At 64.5% G+C, this 21,624-nt stretch carries 18 protein-coding genes; 13 read left to right on the plus strand and 5 right to left on the minus strand.

Features of this window, described 5'->3' with window-relative positions; all coding sequences use genetic code 11:
- Positions 1–77: 77 nt before the first annotated feature.
- Positions 78–2,756, plus strand: coding sequence for an alanine--tRNA ligase (alaS, locus tag D6B98_RS31125; RefSeq protein WP_164718982.1), 2,679 nt, complete (start codon positions 78–80; stop codon positions 2,754–2,756).
- A 4-nt stretch (positions 2,757–2,760) separates the two neighbouring features.
- Positions 2,761–3,987 carry a cyclic nucleotide-gated ion channel gene (locus D6B98_RS31130; protein ID WP_126260842.1) on the plus strand — a complete coding sequence of 409 codons (1,227 nt, stop codon included), beginning with the start codon at positions 2,761–2,763 and terminating at the stop codon, positions 3,985–3,987.
- 81 nt (positions 3,988–4,068) lie between these two features.
- On the opposite strand, the gene D6B98_RS31135 is transcribed toward D6B98_RS31130, so the two are convergent.
- On the minus strand, positions 4,069–5,280 hold the full coding sequence (locus D6B98_RS31135; RefSeq protein WP_126260843.1) for an NADP-dependent isocitrate dehydrogenase: 1,212 nt from the start codon (positions 5,278–5,280) through the stop codon (positions 4,069–4,071).
- A 348-nt stretch (positions 5,281–5,628) separates the two neighbouring features.
- Between D6B98_RS31135 and D6B98_RS31140 the strand changes: the two genes are divergently transcribed.
- Positions 5,629–6,828 (plus strand): TrmJ/YjtD family RNA methyltransferase, encoded by a 1,200-nt coding sequence (locus D6B98_RS31140; protein ID WP_126260844.1) that lies wholly within the window; start codon positions 5,629–5,631, stop codon positions 6,826–6,828.
- Positions 6,829–6,973: 145 nt separating this feature from the next.
- Complete coding sequence (locus tag D6B98_RS31145) at positions 6,974–8,266, plus strand: tetratricopeptide repeat protein (protein ID WP_126260845.1); 1,293 nt, start codon at positions 6,974–6,976, stop codon at positions 8,264–8,266.
- A 16-nt stretch (positions 8,267–8,282) separates the two neighbouring features.
- Here the strand turns inward: D6B98_RS31145 and D6B98_RS31150 are convergent, their stop codons facing one another.
- A complete protein-coding gene (locus D6B98_RS31150) occupies positions 8,283–9,944 on the minus strand; it encodes an amidohydrolase (protein WP_245481501.1) in 1,662 nt (553 codons plus the stop codon).
- A gap of 277 nt (positions 9,945–10,221) precedes the next feature.
- A complete protein-coding gene (locus D6B98_RS31155; RefSeq protein ID WP_126260847.1) occupies positions 10,222–10,875 on the minus strand; it encodes a TetR/AcrR family transcriptional regulator in 654 nt (217 codons plus the stop codon).
- 246 nt (positions 10,876–11,121) lie between these two features.
- Between D6B98_RS31155 and D6B98_RS31160 the strand changes: the two genes are divergently transcribed.
- From D6B98_RS31160 to D6B98_RS31170, 3 genes are read left to right on the plus strand one after another with little or no spacing between them, the layout of a single operon-like run.
- Positions 11,122–11,664 carry an OsmC family protein gene (locus D6B98_RS31160; protein ID WP_126260848.1) on the plus strand — a complete coding sequence of 181 codons (543 nt, stop codon included), beginning with the start codon at positions 11,122–11,124 and terminating at the stop codon, positions 11,662–11,664.
- Between the two features lie 35 nt (positions 11,665–11,699).
- Entirely contained in the window at positions 11,700–12,833 is a 1,134-nt protein-coding gene (locus tag D6B98_RS31165) for an acyl-CoA dehydrogenase family protein (protein ID WP_164718983.1), read from the plus strand.
- Between the two features lie 52 nt (positions 12,834–12,885).
- Positions 12,886–13,764, plus strand: a complete 879-nt coding sequence (locus tag D6B98_RS31170; RefSeq protein ID WP_126260850.1) for a sulfurtransferase — start codon at positions 12,886–12,888, stop codon at positions 13,762–13,764.
- 117 nt (positions 13,765–13,881) lie between these two features.
- On the opposite strand, the gene D6B98_RS31175 is transcribed toward D6B98_RS31170, so the two are convergent.
- Positions 13,882–15,831, minus strand: coding sequence for a sigma 54-interacting transcriptional regulator (locus D6B98_RS31175; RefSeq protein WP_126260851.1), 1,950 nt, complete (start codon positions 15,829–15,831; stop codon positions 13,882–13,884).
- Between the two features lie 159 nt (positions 15,832–15,990).
- Between D6B98_RS31175 and D6B98_RS31180 the strand changes: the two genes are divergently transcribed.
- The 4 genes from D6B98_RS31180 (at position 15,991) to cynS (ending at position 19,803) form a co-directional block, all read left to right on the plus strand.
- Entirely contained in the window at positions 15,991–17,370 is a 1,380-nt protein-coding gene (locus tag D6B98_RS31180; RefSeq protein ID WP_126260852.1) for a CmpA/NrtA family ABC transporter substrate-binding protein, read from the plus strand.
- Between the two features lie 157 nt (positions 17,371–17,527).
- Positions 17,528–18,370, plus strand: a complete 843-nt coding sequence (gene ntrB, locus D6B98_RS31185) for a nitrate ABC transporter permease (RefSeq protein ID WP_126260853.1) — start codon at positions 17,528–17,530, stop codon at positions 18,368–18,370.
- 5 nt (positions 18,371–18,375) lie between these two features.
- On the plus strand, positions 18,376–19,299 hold the full coding sequence (locus D6B98_RS31190) for an ABC transporter ATP-binding protein (protein ID WP_126260854.1): 924 nt from the start codon (positions 18,376–18,378) through the stop codon (positions 19,297–19,299).
- A gap of 15 nt (positions 19,300–19,314) precedes the next feature.
- A complete protein-coding gene (cynS, locus tag D6B98_RS31195; protein ID WP_025037304.1) occupies positions 19,315–19,803 on the plus strand; it encodes a cyanase in 489 nt (162 codons plus the stop codon).
- 114 nt (positions 19,804–19,917) lie between these two features.
- Here cynS and D6B98_RS31200 read toward each other — a convergent pair whose 3' ends face one another.
- Positions 19,918–20,241 carry a DUF1476 domain-containing protein gene (locus D6B98_RS31200; protein WP_126260855.1) on the minus strand — a complete coding sequence of 108 codons (324 nt, stop codon included), beginning with the start codon at positions 20,239–20,241 and terminating at the stop codon, positions 19,918–19,920.
- Between the two features lie 323 nt (positions 20,242–20,564).
- On the opposite strand from D6B98_RS31200, the gene purC reads away from it, so the two are divergent.
- Positions 20,565–21,332, plus strand: a complete 768-nt coding sequence (gene purC / locus D6B98_RS31205; protein ID WP_173015815.1) for a phosphoribosylaminoimidazolesuccinocarboxamide synthase — start codon at positions 20,565–20,567, stop codon at positions 21,330–21,332.
- 14 nt (positions 21,333–21,346) lie between these two features.
- The gene (gene purS, locus D6B98_RS31210) at positions 21,347–21,589 is read left to right on the plus strand and encodes a phosphoribosylformylglycinamidine synthase subunit PurS (protein WP_007602264.1); all 243 of its coding nucleotides are present in this window, start codon (positions 21,347–21,349) and stop codon (positions 21,587–21,589) included.
- Positions 21,590–21,624: the final 35 nt, after the last annotated feature.

The raw sequence follows: 21,624 nt of genomic DNA on the forward strand, positions 1-21,624 counted from the left end.
TTGGCCCGCAGATATCAGCCTTAACGTTACGGTTTGGATGGCGAGAAGCGGGTCCAAGCACACCCGATTGGATGAACATGAGCGGCGTCAACGAGATCAGGTCGACCTTTCTGAACTTCTTTGCCGAGAACGGCCACGAGATCGTGGCCTCCTCGCCACTCGTGCCGCGCAACGATCCGACGTTGATGTTCACCAATGCCGGCATGGTGCAGTTCAAGAACGTCTTCACCGGCGTCGAGAAGCGGCCTTACCAGCGCGCCACGACCTCGCAGAAATGCGTGCGCGCCGGCGGCAAGCACAACGACCTCGACAATGTCGGCTACACCGCGCGCCATCTCACCTTCTTCGAGATGCTCGGCAACTTCTCGTTCGGCGACTACTTCAAGGAGCGGGCGATCGAGCTCGCCTGGAAGCTGATCACCAAGGAGTTCGGGCTCAAGAAGGACAAGCTGCTCGTCACCGTCTACCACACCGACGACGAGGCGGCGGGCCTGTGGAAGAAGATCGCCGGTTTCTCCGACGACCGCATCATCCGCATTCCGACCTCGGACAATTTCTGGGCGATGGGCGACACCGGCCCGTGCGGCCCGTGCTCGGAGATCTTCATCGACCGCGGCGAGCACATCTGGGGCGGGCCTCCCGGTTCTCCGGAGGAAGACGGCGACCGCTTCCTCGAATTCTGGAACCTCGTGTTCATGCAATACGAGCAGGTGACGAAGGAGGAGCGGGTCGGCTTGCCGCGTCCCTCGATCGACACCGGCATGGGCCTGGAGCGCATGGCCTGCATTCTCCAGGGCGTCGAGAGCGTGTTCGAGACCGACCTGTTCCGCCATCTGGTCGACGCGACCTCGTCCGCGCTCGGCAGCGGGCCGACCGAGCAGAATGTCGCCTCGTTCCGCGTCATCGCCGACCATCTGCGCTCCTCGGCCTTCCTGGTCGCGGACGGCGTGCTGCCCTCGAACGAGGGCCGCGGCTACGTGCTGCGCCGGATCATGCGCCGTGCGATGCGCCATGCGCAGCTGCTGGGTGCGAAAGAGCCGCTGATGCATCGGCTGGTCTGGGCGCTGGTGCGTGAGATGGGCCAGGCCTATCCCGACCTGATGCGCGCGGAGAATCTGATCGAGGAAACGCTGCGGCTGGAAGAAACCCGCTTCCGCAAGACGCTTTCGCGCGGCCTCGCCATTCTGGATGAGAAGAGCGCGAGCCTGAAGAAGGGCGACATGTTCGACGGCGATGTCGCCTTCACGCTGTACGACACCTACGGCTTCCCGCTCGACCTGACGCAGGACGCCCTGAAGTCGCGCGGCATCGGCGTCGACCAGGCCGCGTTCACCGATGCGATGGAGCGCCAGAAGGCCAAGGCCCGCGAGTCCTGGAAGGGCTCGGGCGAGGCGGCTTCCGAGGCGATCTGGTTCCCGCTGCGCGAGAAGCTCGGGGCCACCGAATTCCTGGGTTACGAGACCGAGAGCGCCGAGGGCGTGGTGTCGGCGCTGGTCAAGGACGGCGCCGAGGTCACCAGCCTGAAGGCCGGCGAGACCGGCGCGATCGTGCTGAACCAGACGCCGTTCTACGCGGAGTCAGGCGGCCAGGTCGGCGACACCGGCGTGCTGACGGGCGAGGGCGGCATCAAGTTCCGCGTCACCGACACGCAGAAGAAGCTCGGCGATTTCTTCGTCCATATCGGCAAGGTCGAGCAGGGCGAAGTGAAGCTCGGCACCGCGCTGCAGCTCGAGGTCGATCATTCCCGCCGCTCCTCGATCCGCGCGCATCACTCGGCGACGCATCTCATTCACGAGGCGTTGCGCCAGGTGCTCGGCGACCACATCGCCCAGCGCGGCTCGATGGTTGCGCCGGACCGCCTGCGCTTCGACTTCGTGCATCCGAAGCCGATCACGGCGGAGGAGCTTGCCCGTGTCGAGGACATCGCCAACGAGGTGGTGCTGGAGAACGACGAGGTCACCACGCGCGTGATGGGCGTCGACGAGGCGCGCGAGGCCGGCGCCCGCGCCCTGTTCGGCGAGAAATACGGCGACGAGGTCCGCGTCGTCTCGATGGGCAGGACGGCGCGCGAGCGCGGCGCCAACGCGCTCGGCTGGTCGGTCGAGCTCTGCGGCGGCACCCATGTCAAGCGCACCGGCGACATCGGCCTGATCACGCTGACGAGCGAGAGCGCGGTGGCGTCCGGCGTGCGCCGCATCGAGGCGCTGACCGGCAATTATGCGCGCAGGCATGCCAACGACACCATGGCGCTGGCGAAGAGCGCGGCGAACGAGCTGCGCACCTCCCTCGACGACGTGCCGGCGCGCATCGCCGCGCTGATGGAGGAGCGCAAGAAGCTCGAGCGCGAGCTGTCGGATGCGCGCAAGAAGCTGGCGATGGGCGGCGGCGCATCCTCGAGCAATGGCGCGGCTTCGGGCGTGCGCGAAGTCGGCGATGTCAAGCTGATGGCCCGCGCGGTCGAGGGCATCGAGATGAAGGATCTCAAGAGTCTTGCCGACGACGGCAAGAAGCAGATCGGCTCCGGCGTCGTCGCGATCGTCGGCGTCACCGAGGACGGCAAGGCCGGTGTGGTGGTCGGCGTCACGCCCGACCTCACCGCGCGCTTCAACGCCGTCAACCTGGTGCGCGTCGCCTCCGAGGCACTCGGCGGCAAGGGCGGCGGCGGCCGGCCCGACATGGCGCAGGCCGGCGGCCCCGACGGGGCGAGGGCGACCGAGGCGCTGGCGGCCATCGAAAAAGCGATGGCAGGCGCGTGAAGCCATGAGCCCCGTTCCGCGAGGACGTGGGCTTGGCGATCCCAACATGAGGGATCGCCTCTACGAATTGCTGGAGCACGACCCGCTGGCCTATTCGGCCGGGTCGCGCTTCATCCAGGTCATCATCGGCGTCATCGTGCTCAATGTGATCGCGATGGTCCTCGCCTCGGTGCCGGAGCTGGACGCGCGGTTCGGCACGCTGTTCGAAGCCATCACCATCCTGTCCGTGATCGTGTTCGCGCTGGAATATGTCGCGCGGATGTGGACCGTGGCCGGCCATACCCAGCGCAAGGGGTCCGCGTTGTCCGACCGGCTTGGCTATGCCTTCTCGGCGCTCGGCATCATCGACCTCATGGCGTTCCTGCCCGCGGCCATCGCTCTGGCCACCGGCCGGCACGCGACGCTGGCGGCGCTCGGCGTGCTGCCGTTCTTCAAGCTGGTCCGCTATTCGCCGGCGATGCGCTCGCTGCTCGCCGCCGTGCATGCCGAGCGGCGGGCGCTGATCGGCTGCATCGTGATCCTGATCGGCGCGGTCTTGACCTTCGCCTCGCTGCTCTACGCCATCGAGCGCGACGTGCAGCCGGACAAGCTCGGCACCATCCCGCAGGCGATGTGGTGGGCGATCGTGACGCTCGGCACCGTCGGCTATGGCGACGTCGTGCCGGTGACGCCGCTCGGCAAGTTCGTCTCCACCTTCGCCATCATCAGCGGCTTCGCCATGATCGCGCTGCCGGTCGCGATCATCTCCACCGCCTTCGCCGAGGAGGTGAAGCGGCGCGACTTCGTCGTCACCTGGGGCATGCTGGCGCGGGTGCCGCTGTTCTCGCATCTGTCGGCCGCGGAGATCGCCGACATCATGCGGCTGCTCCGCGCGCGCACCGTCGAGCAGGGCGAGGTCCTGGTGCGGCGGGGCGACGCGGCGTCGTCGATGTATTTCATCACTGCCGGCGAGGTCGAGATCGCGCTGCCGAGCCAGCATGTGCGGCTTAGCGACGGCACTTTCTTCGGCGAGATCGCGCTATTGCACAAGACCAAGCGCAGCGGCACGGTGACGGCGACCCGCAAGACGCGCCTGCTGGTGCTCGACGCCCAGGATTTCCACGCGCTGATCGCGCGCATGCCGACGCTCGCCGACCACGTCCACACCACCGCCAAGGCCAGGCTCGCCGACACCGGCGATCTCGCGCTGGCGGAGCTGGCGCAGGCGGAGCAGGAAGACACGGACCGCTGAGTGGCCTGAACAGCAAACGGGCCGCGCTTTGAGGCGCGGCCCGTGGTGGTTCCGGCCCGGACGGGCGGAATTGCTGGCGGCTTACGCCAGCTCTTTCGTCAGGTTCTCGGCGACCTTGTCGAGGAAGCCGGTGGTCGAGAGCCAGCGCTGGTCGGCGCCGACCAGGAGCGCGAGGTCCTTGGTCATGTAGCCGGCCTCGACGGTGTCGACGCAGACCTTCTCCAGCGTGTTGGCGAACTTGGCGAGTTCGGCATTGTTGTCGAGCTTGGCGCGGTGGGCGAGGCCGCGCGTCCAGGCGAAGATCGAGGCGATGGAGTTGGTCGAGGTCTCCTTGCCCTTCTGGTGCTCGCGGTAGTGCCGGGTCACCGTGCCGTGGGCAGCTTCGGCCTCAACGGTCTTGCCGTCGGGGGTGAGCAGCACCGAGGTCATCAGACCGAGCGAGCCGTAGCCCTGCGCGACCGTGTCGGACTGCACGTCGCCGTCGTAGTTCTTGCAGGCCCAGACATAGCCGCCGGACCATTTCAGCGCCGAGGCCACCATGTCGTCGATCAGGCGGTGCTCGTAGGTCAGGCCCTTCGCCTCGAATTCCTTCTTGAACTCGCGGTCGTAGATGTCCTGGAAGATGTCCTTGAAGCGGCCGTCATAGACCTTCAGAATCGTGTTCTTGGTCGAGAGATAGACCGGGTAGTTGCGCAGCAGGCCGTAGTTCAGCGAGGCGCGGGCGAAGTCGATGATGGAATCGTCGAGATTGTACATCTCCATGGCGACGCCGGCGCCGGGCGCCTTGAAAACTTCCTTCTCGATCACGGTGCCGTCCTCGCCGACGAACTTCATCGACAGCGTGCCCTTGCCCGGGAACTTGAAGTCGGTGGCGCGGTACTGGTCGCCATAGGCGTGGCGGCCGATGATGATCGGCTTGGTCCAGCCGGGAACCAGGCGCGGCACGTTCTTGCAGATGATCGGCTCGCGGAAGATCACGCCGCCGAGGATGTTGCGGATGGTGCCGTTCGGCGACTTCCACATCTGCTTGAGGTTGAACTCCTTCACCCGGGCTTCATCGGGGGTGATGGTGGCGCACTTGACGCCGACACCGACCTTCTTGATGGCCTCGGCCGCGTCGATCGTGACTTGATCGTTGGTGTGGTCGCGGTGCTCCATGCCCAGGTCGAAATAGAGCAGTTCGACATCCAGGAACGGGTTGATCAGCTTGTCCTTGATGTACTGCCAGATGATCCGGGTCATCTCGTCGCCATCGAGCTCGACGACGGGATTGGATACCTTGATTTTTGCCATGATCGGGGAAGCCCTCTTGGGAACGGCGCCGTCGGCGCCAACGTGAATATCCGCCGCCTCTTAGCACCGGACCGCGACGGGCGAAAGCCAAGGGATTATGCACTTTTAGCCGATCCGGCCCCCACAGATGGGGAGCGCGCCGGGCCGCGCCGGACGGGCAGGGGTGAGGTTTCAGGCGAGATTCAAAAGTCGAATCCAACCCGTTATTTCCCTTGAGAATTTTGTCAGGACAGGCAAACGACAGGCGGACAACCCGGCCGGCCCGACGCGAGCCTGAAAGGCCGGCTTGAATCAATTCCTGAGAGCGCCTTGCCAAGGCCTTGAGACCAAGAGTGAAAGCGAAGCGAGATGTCGGGGACTGACAAGAGCAAGGCGAGACTTTCCCTCGACGGTCCCATCGTGATCCTGGTCGAGCCGCAGCTCGGCGAAAACATCGGCATGGCCGCGCGCGCCATGGGCAATTTTGCCCTGAGCCGCCTGCGCATCGTCAACCCCAGGGACGGCTGGCCCAATATCGCCGCCCAGCGCGCCGCCGCCGGCGCCGACCACATTCTGGAGAAGGTCGAATTGTTCGGCACGGTGGAAGAGGCGGTCGCCGACCTCGACCTGCTGTTCGCCACCACCGCGCGCCCCCACGACCAGGCCAAGCCCGTGGTCGGGCCGGAAGCGGCAGCCGCCGAAATATCCGGGCACATCGCCACGGGAGGCAAGGCCGGTATCCTGTTCGGCCGCGAGCGCTGGGGGCTGACCAACGAGGAGGTCGGGCTCTCCAACCGTATCATCACCTTCCCGGTCAATCCGGGCTTCGCCTCGCTCAACCTCGCCCAGGCCGTGCTGCTGGTCGGCTATGAATGGTTCAAGCGGATAACGTCGGGCGAGCTGCCGCACGCCATGCCGGAGCGCTCCGAGCGCGCCTCGCAGCACCAGATGCAGGCCTTCTTCGACAACCTCGTGCGCGAACTCGACAAGGTGGAGTTTTTGCGCCCGGCCGAGAAGCGCGACACCATGCTGGTGAACCTGCGCAACATCTTCGCCCGGATGGAGCCGACCAAGCAGGACATGCACACCCTCCACGGCGTGGTGATGGCGATCGCGGAGGGGCGCAAGGGCCCGGCCAAGGGCGGCGTGCTCGACGGCGAGCAGGCGACGCGCCTGCGCGCGCTTCTCGCCGAGCACGGGCAGGGCGGCGGCGTCTCCGACAGCGGCTCGACCGTGCGCGGCCTCGCCCGCCTGCTCCGGCGCAATCCGACCGACGCCGAACGCCTGCTCTGGCAGGCGCTGACCCGCGACCGCCGCTTCGCAGGTGGGTTCAAGCGCCAGACCCCGGTCGGCCGCCACATCCCGGACTTCGTCTCCTTCCCGCACCGGATCGCGATCGAGCTGGTCAACCCGGGCGAAGGCGAGGCGATCGCGGCCGACCGCGCGTCGCGGCGGGCGTGGCTGGAGGCGCGGGACTATCGGGTGCTGGAAATGCGGGCAGCCGATGTCGAGCGCGATCTGGAGGCGGAGCTGGTGCGGTTGCAGGGGATGATGGGGCACGGCGCCTAGATCGCGCCAGTCTCGTAGGTGGGCAGTGGAGCCGGCTTGAGCGTTTGGGCCAAACGGACTCCCGCTCCCTACACGGCTTCAACCAAGGGCTGTGCAGAGACAGGATCGGTTGCTATGTAGTTCCCGGGAATTGAGTGGGAACGACATGTTTGGAATCGTCGGTCGCGCACAAGTCTGTGCGGCAGCAAGCTTCGGTGTTGTGGCACTGATTGTCCTGCTCGACATATCAGGCGCCCGTGCCGAAATGCCCTTGGCCGCCAAGTGCAACGCCGTCGGGAATCTCAGCGTCGACGACCGCATTGCCGGCTGCACCGCCATTATCCAGGCGGCGACGGGCATGCAGCAAGGTGTGGTCATGGCGCGCTTCCGCCGCGCCATGTTCTACCGCCAGAAGGGTGAGGTCGACCTTGCGATTGCGGACTACGACCAGATCATCGAGCGCGATCCGGGCAACGTGAACGCGCGCCTTTATCGAGCTTCCATACACGTCCAGAGACGCGACAATGAAGCCGCGCTTGCGGATTACGACAAGGTCATCGAGCTCGATCCCAGGAATACCTATGGGTATCTTGGGCGTGCGCGGCTGTATCTGAAGGACGATGTCGATCGCGCCGTCGCCGACTATGACCGGGCCCTTTTGATCCATCCCGACAATGTCCATGCCCGTATCGGCCGCAGCTTTGCCTATGAGACAAAGGGCGAGTCGAATCGCGCCCTGGCCGATTGTGCGCGGGCGATCGAGATCGGCCCAGACCATTGGATCGGCCAAGTCTGCCGGGGCGACATCTATCTCGCACGCGGCCAGATCGATCTCGCATTGGCCGACTTCGACCGCGCGGTCGAGCGTAGCTCGAAGGACCCGCGGTCCTACATCGGCCGTGCCAGGGTTTTTCAGGTTCGAGGCGATCTCGGAAAGGCATTATCGAATCTCGACCTGGCAATCGAGATCAATCCCAATAACCCCGCAATCCACCGCTTGCGTGGGGTCGTCCACTTCCAATCCGGCCATCTGACGGAGGCACTTGCCGACCTCCGTCGATCGAACGAACTGGACCGGAAGGATGCCTACACGCAGCTGTGGTTCGATCTCGCGCAGCGAAAGAGCGGCAGCGGAAGTGAGCTCAGTGAAGCCGCAAAGCTGATCGACCCGTCGCGTTGGCCCGCGCCCATCGTTCGATTCTTCCTGGGCGAGATAAGTTTCGAAGCCTTGCTCAAGTCTGCGCAAGACAACTCCACGCAAAAGACAAGGGAGCAGGTCTGCGAAGCGAACTTCTATGCCGGCGAGCTGGCGCTAGAGCAGGAAGCTGATCAAGCCGTGCGGCTGCTGCGCGCCGCCGCGGACGAATGTCCGAAGCGCTTTGTGGAATGGGCTGCAGCTAAGGCCGAGCTTCACAAGCTCGAGACGAAACCCGGCAGCGATTCACGTCCAATGCAATAGACGCCTCGGCGCCGGTTCAGCGCTGAAAGACAACTTTGCCCCCGACCAGGGTCATGTCCGCCTTGATGTCCTTGATCTGGGCCTCCGGCACGGCCGTGTAGTCCGCGGAGAGCACCACCATGTCCGCAAGCTTTCCCGGTGCGATCGTCCCTTTGCGCGCCTCATCGAACGTATAGCGCGACGCCGCGCTGGTGTAGAGACGCAGCGCCTGCTCGCGCGTAATGGCCTCTGCCGAGCCGTAGACGTTGCCGCTGGGGTCCTTCCGCGTCACCATGACGTACATGTTGAGGAAGGGGTTGATCGGGTTGACCGGAAAATCCGTGCCGGCGCCGAGGCTGTCGAGCCCCATCTTTTCGATCAACGTCCTGGTCGGCACGGCGCGGTCAGCGGTCGCTTTTCCGAGAAATCGTTCGACGGTTGTTGCCTTGTCCCACATGAAGGCGTTCTGGAAATCGACACGGGCTCCCAGCTTTTGCGCACGCTCCATCTGTTCCGGCCGTATCAGGCTGGCGTGAATCAGGACGAAGCGGCGGTTGCGGATCGATTTTTCCTTGTCAACCGCCTCGAGGGCATCGAGCACCTGGTCGATACCGAGGTCACCCACCACGTGGACGCCGACCCGCCAGTCATATCGGTTGCAGATCGAGATGAGCTGCCTCAGCCGCTCGGGCGTCTGTTGTGCAACGCCGTGGTAGTTGTCATGGGAATCGGGATAGACGTCGCGCATGAGCGCGGTCTTCAGCGTCATGCCGCCGTCGTAGAAGATCTTGATGCCGGCGAACTTGACCCAATCGTCACCGAACCCCGAAGAAGCGCCATTGCCCGACATGATGGCTTCCCAGGCGGTCAGGTCGGCCGGCGGCTCCGGTCGAAACATCACGCCGGTGCGCAACGTGGCTTTCCCGGCTGCGGCAAGTTTCTGCAGCGTGCGGATGTCGCGTGGCTCTGTCGCGCCTTCGACTGCGCTCGTGATACCGAAGCTGTTGAGGAAGCCTTGGGCAATTGTGAACTGCCGCATTTCGTCGTCATCCGTCCAGGGCGGGACCGCCTTCTCGACCCGGTCGATCGCCGTCTCCACGAGCACGCCGGTCAATTCACCGTCCGCATCGCGCTCAAACTTGCCCCCACTCGGGTCCTCCGTGGTCTTGTCGACGCCAACCCGCTGCAGGGCCATGGTGTTCGCCATCGAGAAATGCCCGACGGTGCGAAGATAGACCGGATTATTGGGAGCGACGCTATCGATCTCCTGCCTCGTCAGATAGCGCTTCTCGGCCAATTGTGACGGCGGATGCCAGGCGCCACCCACGATCCACTCGCCCGGCTTTTTCTTCACAGCGAATGCCCTGATGGCCTCAAGCGCTTCGGCGACCGTCTTGGCTCGGCCCATGATGACAACGTAGTCGCCAAGACCCGCGGCCTTGAAGTGCGTGTGGGTATCGATCAATCCGGGAATGACGGTCTTGCCAGCCACATCGAGCATGCGCGTCCGGGCGCCTGCAAGCGCCTTCATTGATGCACTGGTTCCGGTTGCGAGGATCTTCCCGTCTGCGACAGCTACGGCCTCCGTGATCGTCGACTGGTCGTCCAGCGTCAGAACCTTTCCATTGATGAGGACCAGGTCAGGTGCGGTAAGCTCCAGCTGCTGCGCCGCGACATTTGCGATGCTAGCGATCCACATGCTCGTGGCTACGATTGCAGATGCCGCTAATTTGCGAACCATGACGTCCCCCTTGATGTTGCTTTTGCCGGACGAAAGATGCGTCAAGGGTATCTTTGATCAAACTCGGGTTCAACGCGCCTCAAGTCGAGGCAGCGTCCGCATGGTGGGCAAAGTGGATTGCGCTTTGTGTCGGTCTCATGGGGGAAGCGAAAGCGTGCCCACCATTCGTAAACAAGGGGAGCGGGTCGTGGGCACGGCGCTTCGCGCCCTTCCACCTTACAAGATCACGGCGAAATCACACCGCCTCCAGCTGATCCGCCGCCCGCTTCTTCTTCGCCCTGGATTGCCCGAGCAGCGGACCCGCCGTGAGCGCCGCCGTGTCGGCCACGCCCGGATCGCGCGAGATCATCGCCGCGACGATCGCGCCATCGATGAGGAGGCCGAGTTGGTGGGCCAGCACCGCGGGCTCGCTCGAGCCGAGCTCGCCGGCGAGCTTCTCGATGTGGCCGAGCACGATCTTCTTGTGCTTCAGCGCGATGTTGCGGAACTGCTTGGCGTCCTTGTCGTGCTCGCCGACCGCGTTGATGAAGGGGCAGCCGTAGAAGCGCTCCTCCGCGAACCAGCTCTTCAGCGCCGGGAAGATGCGCGTGAGCTTGGCCTGCGCGTCGCCGCCGCCTTCTTCCATGGCGGCGATGAACCATTCGCGCCACTGCTTGCCTTCGCTCTCCAGCACCGCGTTGACGAGATTGGTCTTGGAGCCGAACAATTTGTAGAGCGTGGTCTTCGCGGTGCCGGCTTCTTCGATGATCGCATCGATGCCGGTGGCGTTGATGCCGTTCTTGCAGAACAGATGCGTCGCGGCACTGAGCAGGCGCCCACGCGCGGATTCGTCGTCGCCTGCGCCGGCGTGGGGCGAGTTCGCGTTCTTCTTCGATGACGTCTTTGCCATGGGCTGCAACTTAATCGCAGCTGCATCGCATCAGCAAGCCGCATCTGTTCAGCGCTGAAAAGATTCGCATCCGCTCAGTCATCTGCTCCGGCTTTGAGCAGGAGGGGGCTGATCAATCCGCAGGCGGCGACGCTTAAGCGGCTCCAATGCCTCGCATTTCGCTTTTGGCCGCCTCTGGCACGCTCCATGCAAGGAAACAGACCGTTCGGTATCCTGCCGATTTCCACTTCTGCCAGGGAGAAGATGATGACTGCCGTCGTTCAAAAGACAGTGCTGACGGGGTGCCTTGCGCCCATCGACAAGAATGGCCTCGAGCAACTGATTGCGAGCGGCAAGGCCAACCCGAAGGTCGTCAAGACCTTGAAATGCAAGACGGTCGCCGAAGGAAAATTCCGCCACGCCAACTACATCCGCAACCTGCCGCCCTACATCGTCGACGAGCCGCCGGGCCTGCTCGGCGACGACACCGCGCCCAATCCGTCGGAAGCCTCGCTTGCCGCGCTCGGCTCCTGCCTTGCCGTCGGCCTGCACGCCAACGCCGTGCACCGCGGCTGGATCGTCAACAAGCTCGAGCTCGAACTCGAAGGCGACCTCAACATCACCGCGGTCTGGGGCACCGGCGACACCTCGGACAAGCCGGTCGGCTTCACCGACGTGCGCGTCAAGGTCGACATGGAATGCGAGGGCATCGCGCAGGACGAGATCAACGCCCTGGTCGCCCATGTGAAGAAATGGTCGCCGGTCGCCAACACCTTCACCCGGCCGGTCAATCTCGAGGTCGGCATCTAGCAGGCGGCAATCAGGACAAGGTGCGGGAGACGATCATGGGTTCACTGGCTTTATCGCGGGTCGACGTTCTGGATCAGCCCGCACCGTCCATTGCAGGTGAGGTGGCGCGGATCGCGCGGGAGCAGCTCGCCCCGCTCGCCGCCGGCATCGACGACGGTTCGGTCTATCCGGTCGAGGTGCTGCGCAAGTTCGGCGAGGTCGGCGCCTGGGGCAGTCACGTGCCCCACGAAGGTCCTGCCGATCTGCGCTGCGCCATCCAGGCGATGGCGGCGATCGGCGAGGTCTGCGGGGCGACCGCCTTCATGGCCTGGTGCCAGAACACGCTGGTCTGGTACGCCGCCAACTCGACCAATATGAAATTGGCGAAACGCTTCGGCGATGCCTTCTCGACCGGCCGCGTCCTCGGCGGCACCGGGCTCTCCAATCCGATGAAGAGCTTCTTCGGCATCGAGAAGCTCAAGCTGAAGGGGCGCAAGGTCGAGGGCGGCTATATCGTGCGCGGTGCGCTGCCCTGGGTCTCCAATCTCGGTCCCGACCATTATTTCGGCACCATCTTCGAGCGTGAGGACGATCAGGGCACCGCAAACGGCGAGCCCGCCACGGTGATGTTCCTGGCCGACTGCTCGGATCCTGCGATCACGCTGACGCCGTGCAAGCCGTTCCTCGCCATGGATGGCACCGGCACCTATGGCGTTCAGTTCCGCGACGTCTTCGTGCCGGACGAGCTGATTCTCGCCGATCCCGCCGGGCCCTTCGTCAAGAAGATCCGCGCCGGCTTCATCCTGCTGCAGGCCGGCATGGCGCTCGGCCTCATCAAGGACTGCATCAACATCATGGGCGAGGTTGATGGTCCCCTCGGCCATATCAACCGTTATCTGCCGCAGCAGCCGGTGCATTTCGGCGATCTCGCCGCCGAGATCGAGGCCGAGACCATGGCGCTGGCTCGCGATCCTTACAACGAGGAGGAGACCTACTGGCGCAAGGTGATCGCGCTGCGCTTGCGCGCCGGCGAAGCCAGCGTCGCGGCGGCGCATGCGGCGATGCTGCATTGTGGCGCGCGCGGCTATTTGATGAGCCACCGCGCGCAGCGGCGCCTGCGCGAGGCCTATTTCGTCGCGATCGTCACGCCGGCCACCAAGCAGCTGCGCAAGATGCTCGCTGATTCCTGAGCTTCACGAGTCCACCCCAGAAGACCACTTAACCTCAACGGAGAGGCTGCCAATGACGGACGTTCTGATCTCTGCCAGCGAACTTGCCGATCTCTTGAAGACGGAGCCGTGTGTCGTGATCGACACCCGCAATCCCGATGCCTATGCCGCCGGGCACCTGCCGGGTGCCGTGAACGTGCATGAGATTTTCACCTTTCTTGCGACTTCGACGCCTGAGGGCATCAGCGAGCTGAAGACCAAATTCGCCGACGCCTTCGGTGCCGCCGGCCTCTCCGGCAAGGAGACGGCCGTGATCTACGAGCAGTCGATGAATTCCGGCTTCGGCCAGTCCTGCCGCGGCTACTATCTCCTCACCATGCTCGGCTATCCCAAGGTCAAGGTGCTGCACGGCGGCTTCGACGCGTGGGCCGCCGCGGGTCTACCGGTGACCAAGGATGTGCCGGCGCCGGCGAAGGCCTCGTTCGCGATCGTGCCGGAGGCCGGCGAGATCCTGATCGACGCCAAGACCATGCTCGCCGCGGTCGGCAAGCCCGGCATCGCCATCCTCGACGTGCGCGACGTCGACGAATGGATCGGCGACAGCTCGTCTCCGTACGGCAAGGATTTCTGCCCGCGCAAAGGCCGCATCCCCGGTGCGGGGTGGCTGGAATGGTACCGCATGATGAAGCCGACTGCCGAAGGCCCGCGCTTCAAGTCCAAGGACGAGATCCTGGCGGAATGTGCCACCGTCGGCATCACGCCGGCGACACCGGTCTATCTCTACTGCTTCAAGGGGGCGCGTGCCTCGAACACGTTCCTGGCGCTGAAGAACGCGGGCGTGAAGGACGTACGGATGTATTTCGGCTCCTGGAACGAATGGTCACGCGATCCGTCGCTGCCGATCGAGCAGGGCTTGCCGATTGCATCCGGCGTCACGACCAAGGCGGCCTGAGCGCGCGCCTCGTCCTTCGAGACGACCGCTTCGCGGTCTCCTCGGGAAGAGGCTAAGTGGCATCGGTGTCTGTTGCTTCCGTTGCCGCGCACTCTGTCCTCATCCTGAGGCGCCCGCCTAAGGCGGGCGTCTCGAAGGATGGGCCGCATGCGGCGGACGAGGCGCGATCCCAAGCGCCTTGATCCGCGAGGCCAGCGTCGTCGGTTTGATATCCAGCATCTCCGCCGCCCCGCCGGGGCCGAACACTTTGCCGGCGCAGGCATCGAGCGCGGCCAGGATGTTGGCGCGTTCGTGATCGCGCATTTCGGACGAGGTCATGATCGCGGGGCGCGCATCGGTCGTCTGGCGTGCCGCGCCGGTCCGAGGCTGCGCGCCGGAGGAGTCCGGCAGATCGATTCGCAAGCGGCCGTTCTGCGACAGGATCGCGGCGCGCTCGATCACGTTCTGCAATTCGCGGACGTTGCCGGGCCAGTCGTAGCGCATCAGGCGGCGTGCATCGCCTTCCGACAGGCGCAGGTTGGACTTCAATGCCTTGCTCTCGCGCGTCAGGAAATGCTGGGCGAGCAGGGGAATGTCCTCGCGCCGTTCGCGCAACGGCACCGTCTCGATCGGGAACACGTTGAGGCGGAAATAGAGGTCCTCGCGGAAGCGGCCGCGCTGCACCTCCTGCTTGAGGTCGCGATTGGTCGCGGCGATGACGCGGACGTCGACGGCGCGCGTGCGCTCCTGGCCGACGCGCTCGAAATGGCCCTCCTGCAGCACGCGCAGCAGCTTGCCCTGCAATTCGAGCGGGATCTCGCCGACCTCGTCGAGGAACAGCGTGCCGCCGTCGGCGAGCTCGAACCGGCCGATGCGATCGCGCGTCGCGCCGGTGAAGGCGCCGCGGACATGGCCGAAGAACTCGCTCTCGAACAATTCGCGCGGGATCGCGGCGCAATTGACCCGGATCAGCGGCCGGTCGCTGCGACCCGAGGCCTCGTGGATGGCGCGCGCGATCAGCTCCTTGCCGGTGCCGGACTCGCCGGTGATCATCACCGCCGCGGTGGTCGGCGCCACCAGCTTGACCTGGCGCAGCGTCTTCTGGATCGCCTCGCTTCCACCGATGATGCCGCGGGGATTGGTCTCGATGCGGATTTCCTCCTGGAGATAGGCATTTTCCAGCTCGAGCCGCTCTCGCAGGCGATCGACCTCCGCAAGGGCTGCGTGCAGCTTCTCGTCGGACTCGCGCCGCTGGCTGACATCGCGAAACACGACGACGGCGCCGACCACGACGCCGCGATCGCGGATCGGGGTCGAGGTGTATTCGACCCAGGCCGGCGAGCCGTCCTTGCGCCAAAACACCTCGCCGTCGACCTGATGCACGGCGCCGTCGCGGAACGCCGCGTAGATCGGGCAGTCATGGTTGTGATAGTGCCGGCCGTCGTGATGGGTGTGGTGCACGATCGGGTGGATCTCCTTGCCGACCAGCTCCTCGGCGGTCCAGCCCAGCATCCGCTCGGCCGCCGGGTTTACAAAGGTGGTCTTGCCTTCCGCGTTCACGCCATAGATGCCTTCGCCGGCGGCGCGCAGGATCAGCTGGTTCTCGCGCTCGATGTCCTGGAACACCCGCTCGACCCGCTGCCAGGTGGCGATCCCGCCGCGCATGTGGTCTTCGGCCGCGGCATCGACATTGCGGCGTCGGCGCGTTTCGAGATCGGTCAGGGTGAGCAGCACCAGCGTGCGGTCGCCATGGCTGACGAGGCAACCTGAATATTCGAGGCGGAGCTCCTGGCCCGTGGCGTGACGCGGCGTCAGCGCAGTGGTCCAGTAGGCGCGCTTGTGCAGCACGGCCTGGGTGAACACGGTGAGTGCAGGAAGCTGGCCGGCGTGCAGGGCGCTGGCTTTGGTCTGTCGCAACAGCACGCGGTCATAACCGAGCAGGGTGCAGGCAGCCGGATTGGCGTCAACGATAAGGTCATCATAGGGATCGATCAGAAGCGTGGCCTCGACCGAGGATTCGAAGGCCGCCACGCGCGGGTCGAGGGCCTCGGCGGTATCGTCATGGGCCGGCATTGGCGTCGTTGCCATTGCGAAATCTCGTAATTGAACTACGAAATCTCGTTTATCACGAGTTTTCGTAGCGGCCAAGCGTGACTGAAAATGCTGCGTCCTCAAGGCACTGGCCGCTGTGACGGACGTGGCATGCTCCTTGCGTAATTACACCTGCAACGACGCGCAGGAGGGCCGATGTCCACGTTCGACAATCCGTTTGATCCCGATCGTAACCTTCGAGCCGGCTGCGCCTGCGGCCAGCATCGTTCTGCTGCAGAGCACGAGCAGGCGGCAGCGCTACGCTGCGAGCCGGTGGAGAGCGAGGAAAAGCGCTACGAGGGCGTGGTCGCCTCCGCCGTGATGCGCGCGATGTTTCCCCAGGACGTGGCGCGGCGTGCTTTCCTGAAATCGGTCGGTGCATCGACTGCGCTCGCGGCACTGTCGCAGTTCTTCCCGCTCAAGACGGCGACCGAGGTGTTTGCGCAAGGAGGCGCCCCCGAGAAGAAGGATCTCAAGGTCGGCTTCATCCCGATCACCTGCGCCACGCCCATCATCATGGCGGCGCCGATGGGCTTCTATTCCAAGCACGGTCTCAACGTCGAGGTGGTCAAGACCGCCGGCTGGGCCGTGATCCGCGACAAGACCATCAACAAGGAATACGACGCCGCCCACATGCTGGCGCCGATGCCGATCGCGATCTCGCTCGGTCTGGGTGCCAACGCCATTCCGTTCGCGGTGCCTGCGATCGAGAACATCAACGGGCAGGGCATCGTGCTCGCGACCAAGCACAAGGACAAGCGCGATCCGAAGGACTGGAAGGGCATGAAGTTCGCCATCCCCTTCGACTATTCCATGCACAATTACCTCTTGCGCTATTATCTCGCCGAACACGGTCTCGACCCCGATACCGACGTGCAGCTGCGCTCGGTGCCGCCGCCGGAGATGGTGGCGAATTTGCGCGCCGACAACATCGACGGTTTCCTGGCGCCCGACAACATCTGCCAGCGCGCGATCTATGACGGCGTCGGCTTCATGCACCTGTTGTCGAAGGAGATCTGGGACGGCCACCCTTGCTGCAGCTTTGCCGCCAGCCGCGAGTTCATCACGAGTGCGCCGAACAGCTTTGCGGCGCTGACGCGGGCCATCGTCGATGCCACGGCCTACGCCTCCAAGGCGGAGAACCGCAAGCAGATCGCGGAAGCGATCGCGCCGGCCAATTACATCAACGCGCCGGTCACGGTGCTGGAGCAGGTCCTGACCGGCACCTATGCCGACGGCCTCGGCGGGGTGAAGACCGACGCCAAGCGCGTCGATTTCGATCCGTTCCCCTGGCAGTCCTTTGCGGTCTGGATGCTGACGCAGATGAAGCGCTGGGGCCAGATCAAGGGCGACGTCGACTACAAGGCCGTGGCCGAGCAGGTGTATCTGGCAACCGATACCAAGAAGCTGATGACCGAGATGGGCCTGTCGCCACCGGCGAGCGCCTACAAATCGTTCGCGGTGATGGGCAAGACTTTCGATCCGGCCAAGCCGGAGGATTACGTGGCGAGCTTCAAGATCAGGAAGGCGTCGTGAGAAGCTGTGTCGTTCTTTCTTCACCTCGCCCCGCTTGCGGGGAGAGGTCGATCGCGAAGCGATCGGGTGAGGGGGGCTCTCCGCGAGTCCAATTCTCACCTCCTTCGCGGAGAGCCCCCCTCACCCCAACCCTCTCCCCGCAAGCGGGGAGAGGGAGATGACCACATCGTCCCTCCGTCTCCGCGCGGGCCTCGTCTCGATCGCGCTGCTCGCCGCGTTTCTCGGGATCTGGCATCTCGCCACGCGCTCGACCGGAACCGCGGCGACGATGAGCCCCGAATATGCCAAGCTGATGGGTCTGACCGCGACGCAAGGCAAGTCCGCCATGCCCGGGCCGCTCGATGTCGGCGCCAAGCTGTGGGAGCATCTGAAGCGGCCGTTCTACGACAACGGACCGAACGACAAGGGCCTCGGCATCCAGCTCGCTTATTCCATCGCGCGCGTCGGCACCGGCTATCTGCTGGCCGTGCTGGTCGCGATCCCGCTCGGTTTCCTGATCGGTATGTCGCCGCTGCTCAGCAAGGCGCTCGATCCCTTCATCCAGGTGCTGAAGCCGATCTCGCCGCTGGCCTGGATGCCGCTCGCGCTCTACACCATCAAGGATTCCTCGATCTCCGCGATCTTCGTCATCTTCATCTGCTCGATCTGGCCGATGCTGCTCAACACCGTGTTCGGCGTCGCCAGCGTGCGCAAGGAATGGATCAACGTGGCGCGCACGCTCGAGGTCGGCACCGTCAGGCGCGCCTTCACCGTGATCCTGCCCGCAGCCGCGCCGACGATCCTGACCGGCATGCGCATCTCGATCGGCATCGCCTGGCTCGTCATCGTCGCCGCCGAAATGCTCGTCGGCGGCACCGGCATCGGGTATTTCGTCTGGAACGAGTGGAATAACCTCTCGATCACCAACGTCATTATCGCGATCCTCCTGATCGGGATCGTCGGCATGCTGCTCGACCAGATCCTGGCGCGCTTCACGCGCATGGTCACGTTTCCGGAGTAGGCGCGGTGTCCGACAAGTTCATCTCCATCGAAGCGATCGCAAAGCGCTATCCCGGCGCAGGCGGCGCCACGACCACCGTGTTCGAAAATCTGTGGCTGTCGATGGCGCGCGGCGAGTTCGCTTGCGTGATCGGCCATTCCGGCTGCGGCAAGACCACGGTGCTCAACATCCTCGCCGGCCTCGATGCGCCGAGCGAGGGCGCGGTCATCGTCGACGGCCAGGCGATCTCCGGCACCAGCCTCGACCGCGCCGTGATCTTCCAGAGCCATGCGCTGTTGCCCTGGCGCACCGTGCTCGGCAACGTCGCCTACGCCGTCAGCTCGAAATGGCGGAGCTGGGACCGTGCCAAGGTCAAGGCGCACGCGCAGAGCTTCATCGATCTCGTCGGTCTCACCGGCTCCGAGCACAAGCGGCCCTCGGAACTGTCGGGTGGCATGAAGCAGCGCGTCGGCATCGCGCGGGCGCTGTCGATCACGCCGAAGATGATGCTGATGGACGAGCCGTTCTCGGCGCTGGACGCGTTGACGCGCGGCACGCTGCAGGACGAGGTCCGGCGCATTTGCCTGGAGACCGGGCAGACCGCGTTCATGATCACCCACGACGTCGACGAGGCGATCTATCTCGCCGACAAGATCTTCCTGATGACCAATGGGCCCGGCGCGGTGCTCGCCGAGGTGGTCCAGAACCCGCTGCCGCGGGATCGCGGCCGCACCGATCTGCACCGCCATCCGCTCTACTACGCGCTGCGCAACCACATCATCGATTTCCTGGTGACGCGCAGCAAGACCTTCACGGCCGAGACACCCGGTCACGATCCGCGCAACGTGCCGGTGGTGCACATCGGCAAGCCCGGGCTGACGATCGCCTCGAACGGCGAGGAGCAAAGACAGACCTGGATACCCGGGCCCAGTCCCGGACTCACTGCCTGAAGAGGAGACCCAGACATGAAACGCGAAGACCTCACCGAGAAGCTGCTCGACATCAAGCGCGAGAAGGGCTGGAGCTGGAAGCACATCTGCGAGAAGATCGGCGGCTATTCCGAGGTGTTGATCGTCGGCGCGATCATGGGCCAGATGAAGCTGACCAAGCCGCAGGCGGCCAATGCCGGCGAGCTGTTCGGCCTGTCGAAGGCCGAAGTCGCGATGCTGAACGAAGTGCCGATGCGCGGCACCGGCACGCCGATGCCGCCGACCGATCCGCTGATCTACCGCTTCTACGAGATGGTGATGGTGAACGGCCCTGCCTGGAAGGCGCTGATCGAGGAGGAGTTCGGCGACGGCATCATGTCCGCGATCGACTTCGACATGGGGATCGAGCGCGTCGCCAACCCGAAGGGCGATCGCGTCAAGATCACCATGAGCGGCAAGTTCCTGCCGTACAAATATTACGGCGCCAGCGGCAATGTGCCGGAGTACGGTTTCAAGGAAGAGTGAGGTTTGGGGTCATTCCGGACGCCGCGTCAGCGGCGATCCGGAATCTCGAGATTCCGGGTTCGGCTCTGCGAGCCGCCCCGGAATGACGGTGTGTGTGGGGGGATGCGCGGGCGCTTATTTCCCTGCCTTCACCTCGGCGGCCGCGACCGCCAGCAGCTCGCTCATCTTGGCGCGAATCGCCTGCTCGGTGACGGCGACGTTCTTGGCGGCGAAATCGGCCGCCAGCTTGCGCACGACGTCGGCATCGCCGGCCTCCTCGAAGTCGGACGCGACCACTTCCTTGGCATAGGCCGTGGCGGCATCGCCGGACATGCCGAGCTTTTCAGCCGCCCACAGCCCGAGCAGCCGGTTGCGGCGGGCCTCCGCCCTGAACTTCTGCTCCTCGTCGAGGGCGTATTTCTTCTCGAAGCCTTCCTGGCGCTTGTCGAACTCGCTCATGCCTTGTTCCAAATCCCCTGCTGAATGGTGCGGGAGCCTTCCGTTGCGGCGCCCCGGGTGCATGCCTACATAGATAGCACGAATCGGCAAAACAACGGGCCGTTAAGCCGCAGGCAAGACGGTATAAGTTGGCGCCGGACGGCCGGATCGATTGTGCTCGGACAGCCAATCGGATAGGTTGCCTGAATGCTTGGTTCCCGTTCTGTTTCCAAGGGTTTATGGATGGGTTCCGGGCCGTTCACGGCAGCTCCGCTGTGGGTCATAAATCCTGGTAATCGGAGCACACCAAATACATGGATTTCAACAAAACACGGTACATCCCCATGAGCCGTCGGCGTCGCATTTATGAAGGCAAGGCAAAGGTTCTCTATGAAGGCCCGGAGCCCGGTACCCTGATCCAGCACTTCAAGGACGACGCCACCGCGTTCAATGCGAAAAAGCATCAGGTGATCGAGGGCAAGGGTGTCCTCAACAACCGGATCTCGGAGTACCTGTTTCAGCACCTCAACGACATCGGGGTGCCGACCCATTTCATCCGCCGCCTCAACATGCGCGAACAGTTGATTCGCGAGGTCGAGATCGTGCCGCTCGAAGTGGTGGTTCGGAACGTCGCCGCCGGCTCGCTGTCACAGCGTCTCGGCATCGAGGAAGGCACCCAGCTGCCCCGGTCGATCATCGAATTCTACTACAAGAACGACCAGCTCAACGATCCCATGGTGTCGGAAGAGCACATCACCGCCTTCGGCTGGGCGACGCCGCAGGAGATCGACGACATCATGGCGCTCGCCATCCGCGTCAACGACTTCCTCACCGGTCTCTTCCTCGGCATCGGCATCCGCCTCGTCGACTTCAAGATGGAGTGCGGCCGCCTGTTCGAGAACGAGATGATGCGCATCATCGTCGCCGACGAGATCTCGCCGGATAGCTGCCGGCTGTGGGACATCAAGTCGAACGAGAAGCTCGACAAGGACCGTTTCCGCCGCGACCTCGGCGGTCTGTTGGAAGCCTATACGGAAGTTGCAAAGCGCCTCGGCATCCTGATGGAGAACGAGCGTCCGCAGGGCTCCGGCCCGGTGCTGGTGAAGAGCTGAAGAGGAATCTTGACGTGAAGGCACGTGTCACCGTTACCCTGAAGACGGGCATCCTCGATCCGCAGGGCAAGGCCATCGAAGGCGCGCTGAAGTCGCTCGGCGTCGACGGCGTCGCCAGCGTCCGCCAGGGCAAGGTGTTCGACATCGAGCTCGCCGGCGCAGACAAGGCCAAGGCGGAAGCCGCGCTGAAGGACGCCGCGGACAAGCTGCTGGCGAACACCGTGATCGAGAACTATCGGGTGGAGTTGATCGGCTGAGCTGCCACTCCTCATCCTGAGGAGCGCGCTGTTCG

The organism is Bradyrhizobium sp. LVM 105 (assembly GCF_003957705.1).
Taxonomy (GTDB): domain Bacteria; phylum Pseudomonadota; class Alphaproteobacteria; order Rhizobiales; family Xanthobacteraceae; genus Bradyrhizobium; species Bradyrhizobium frederickii.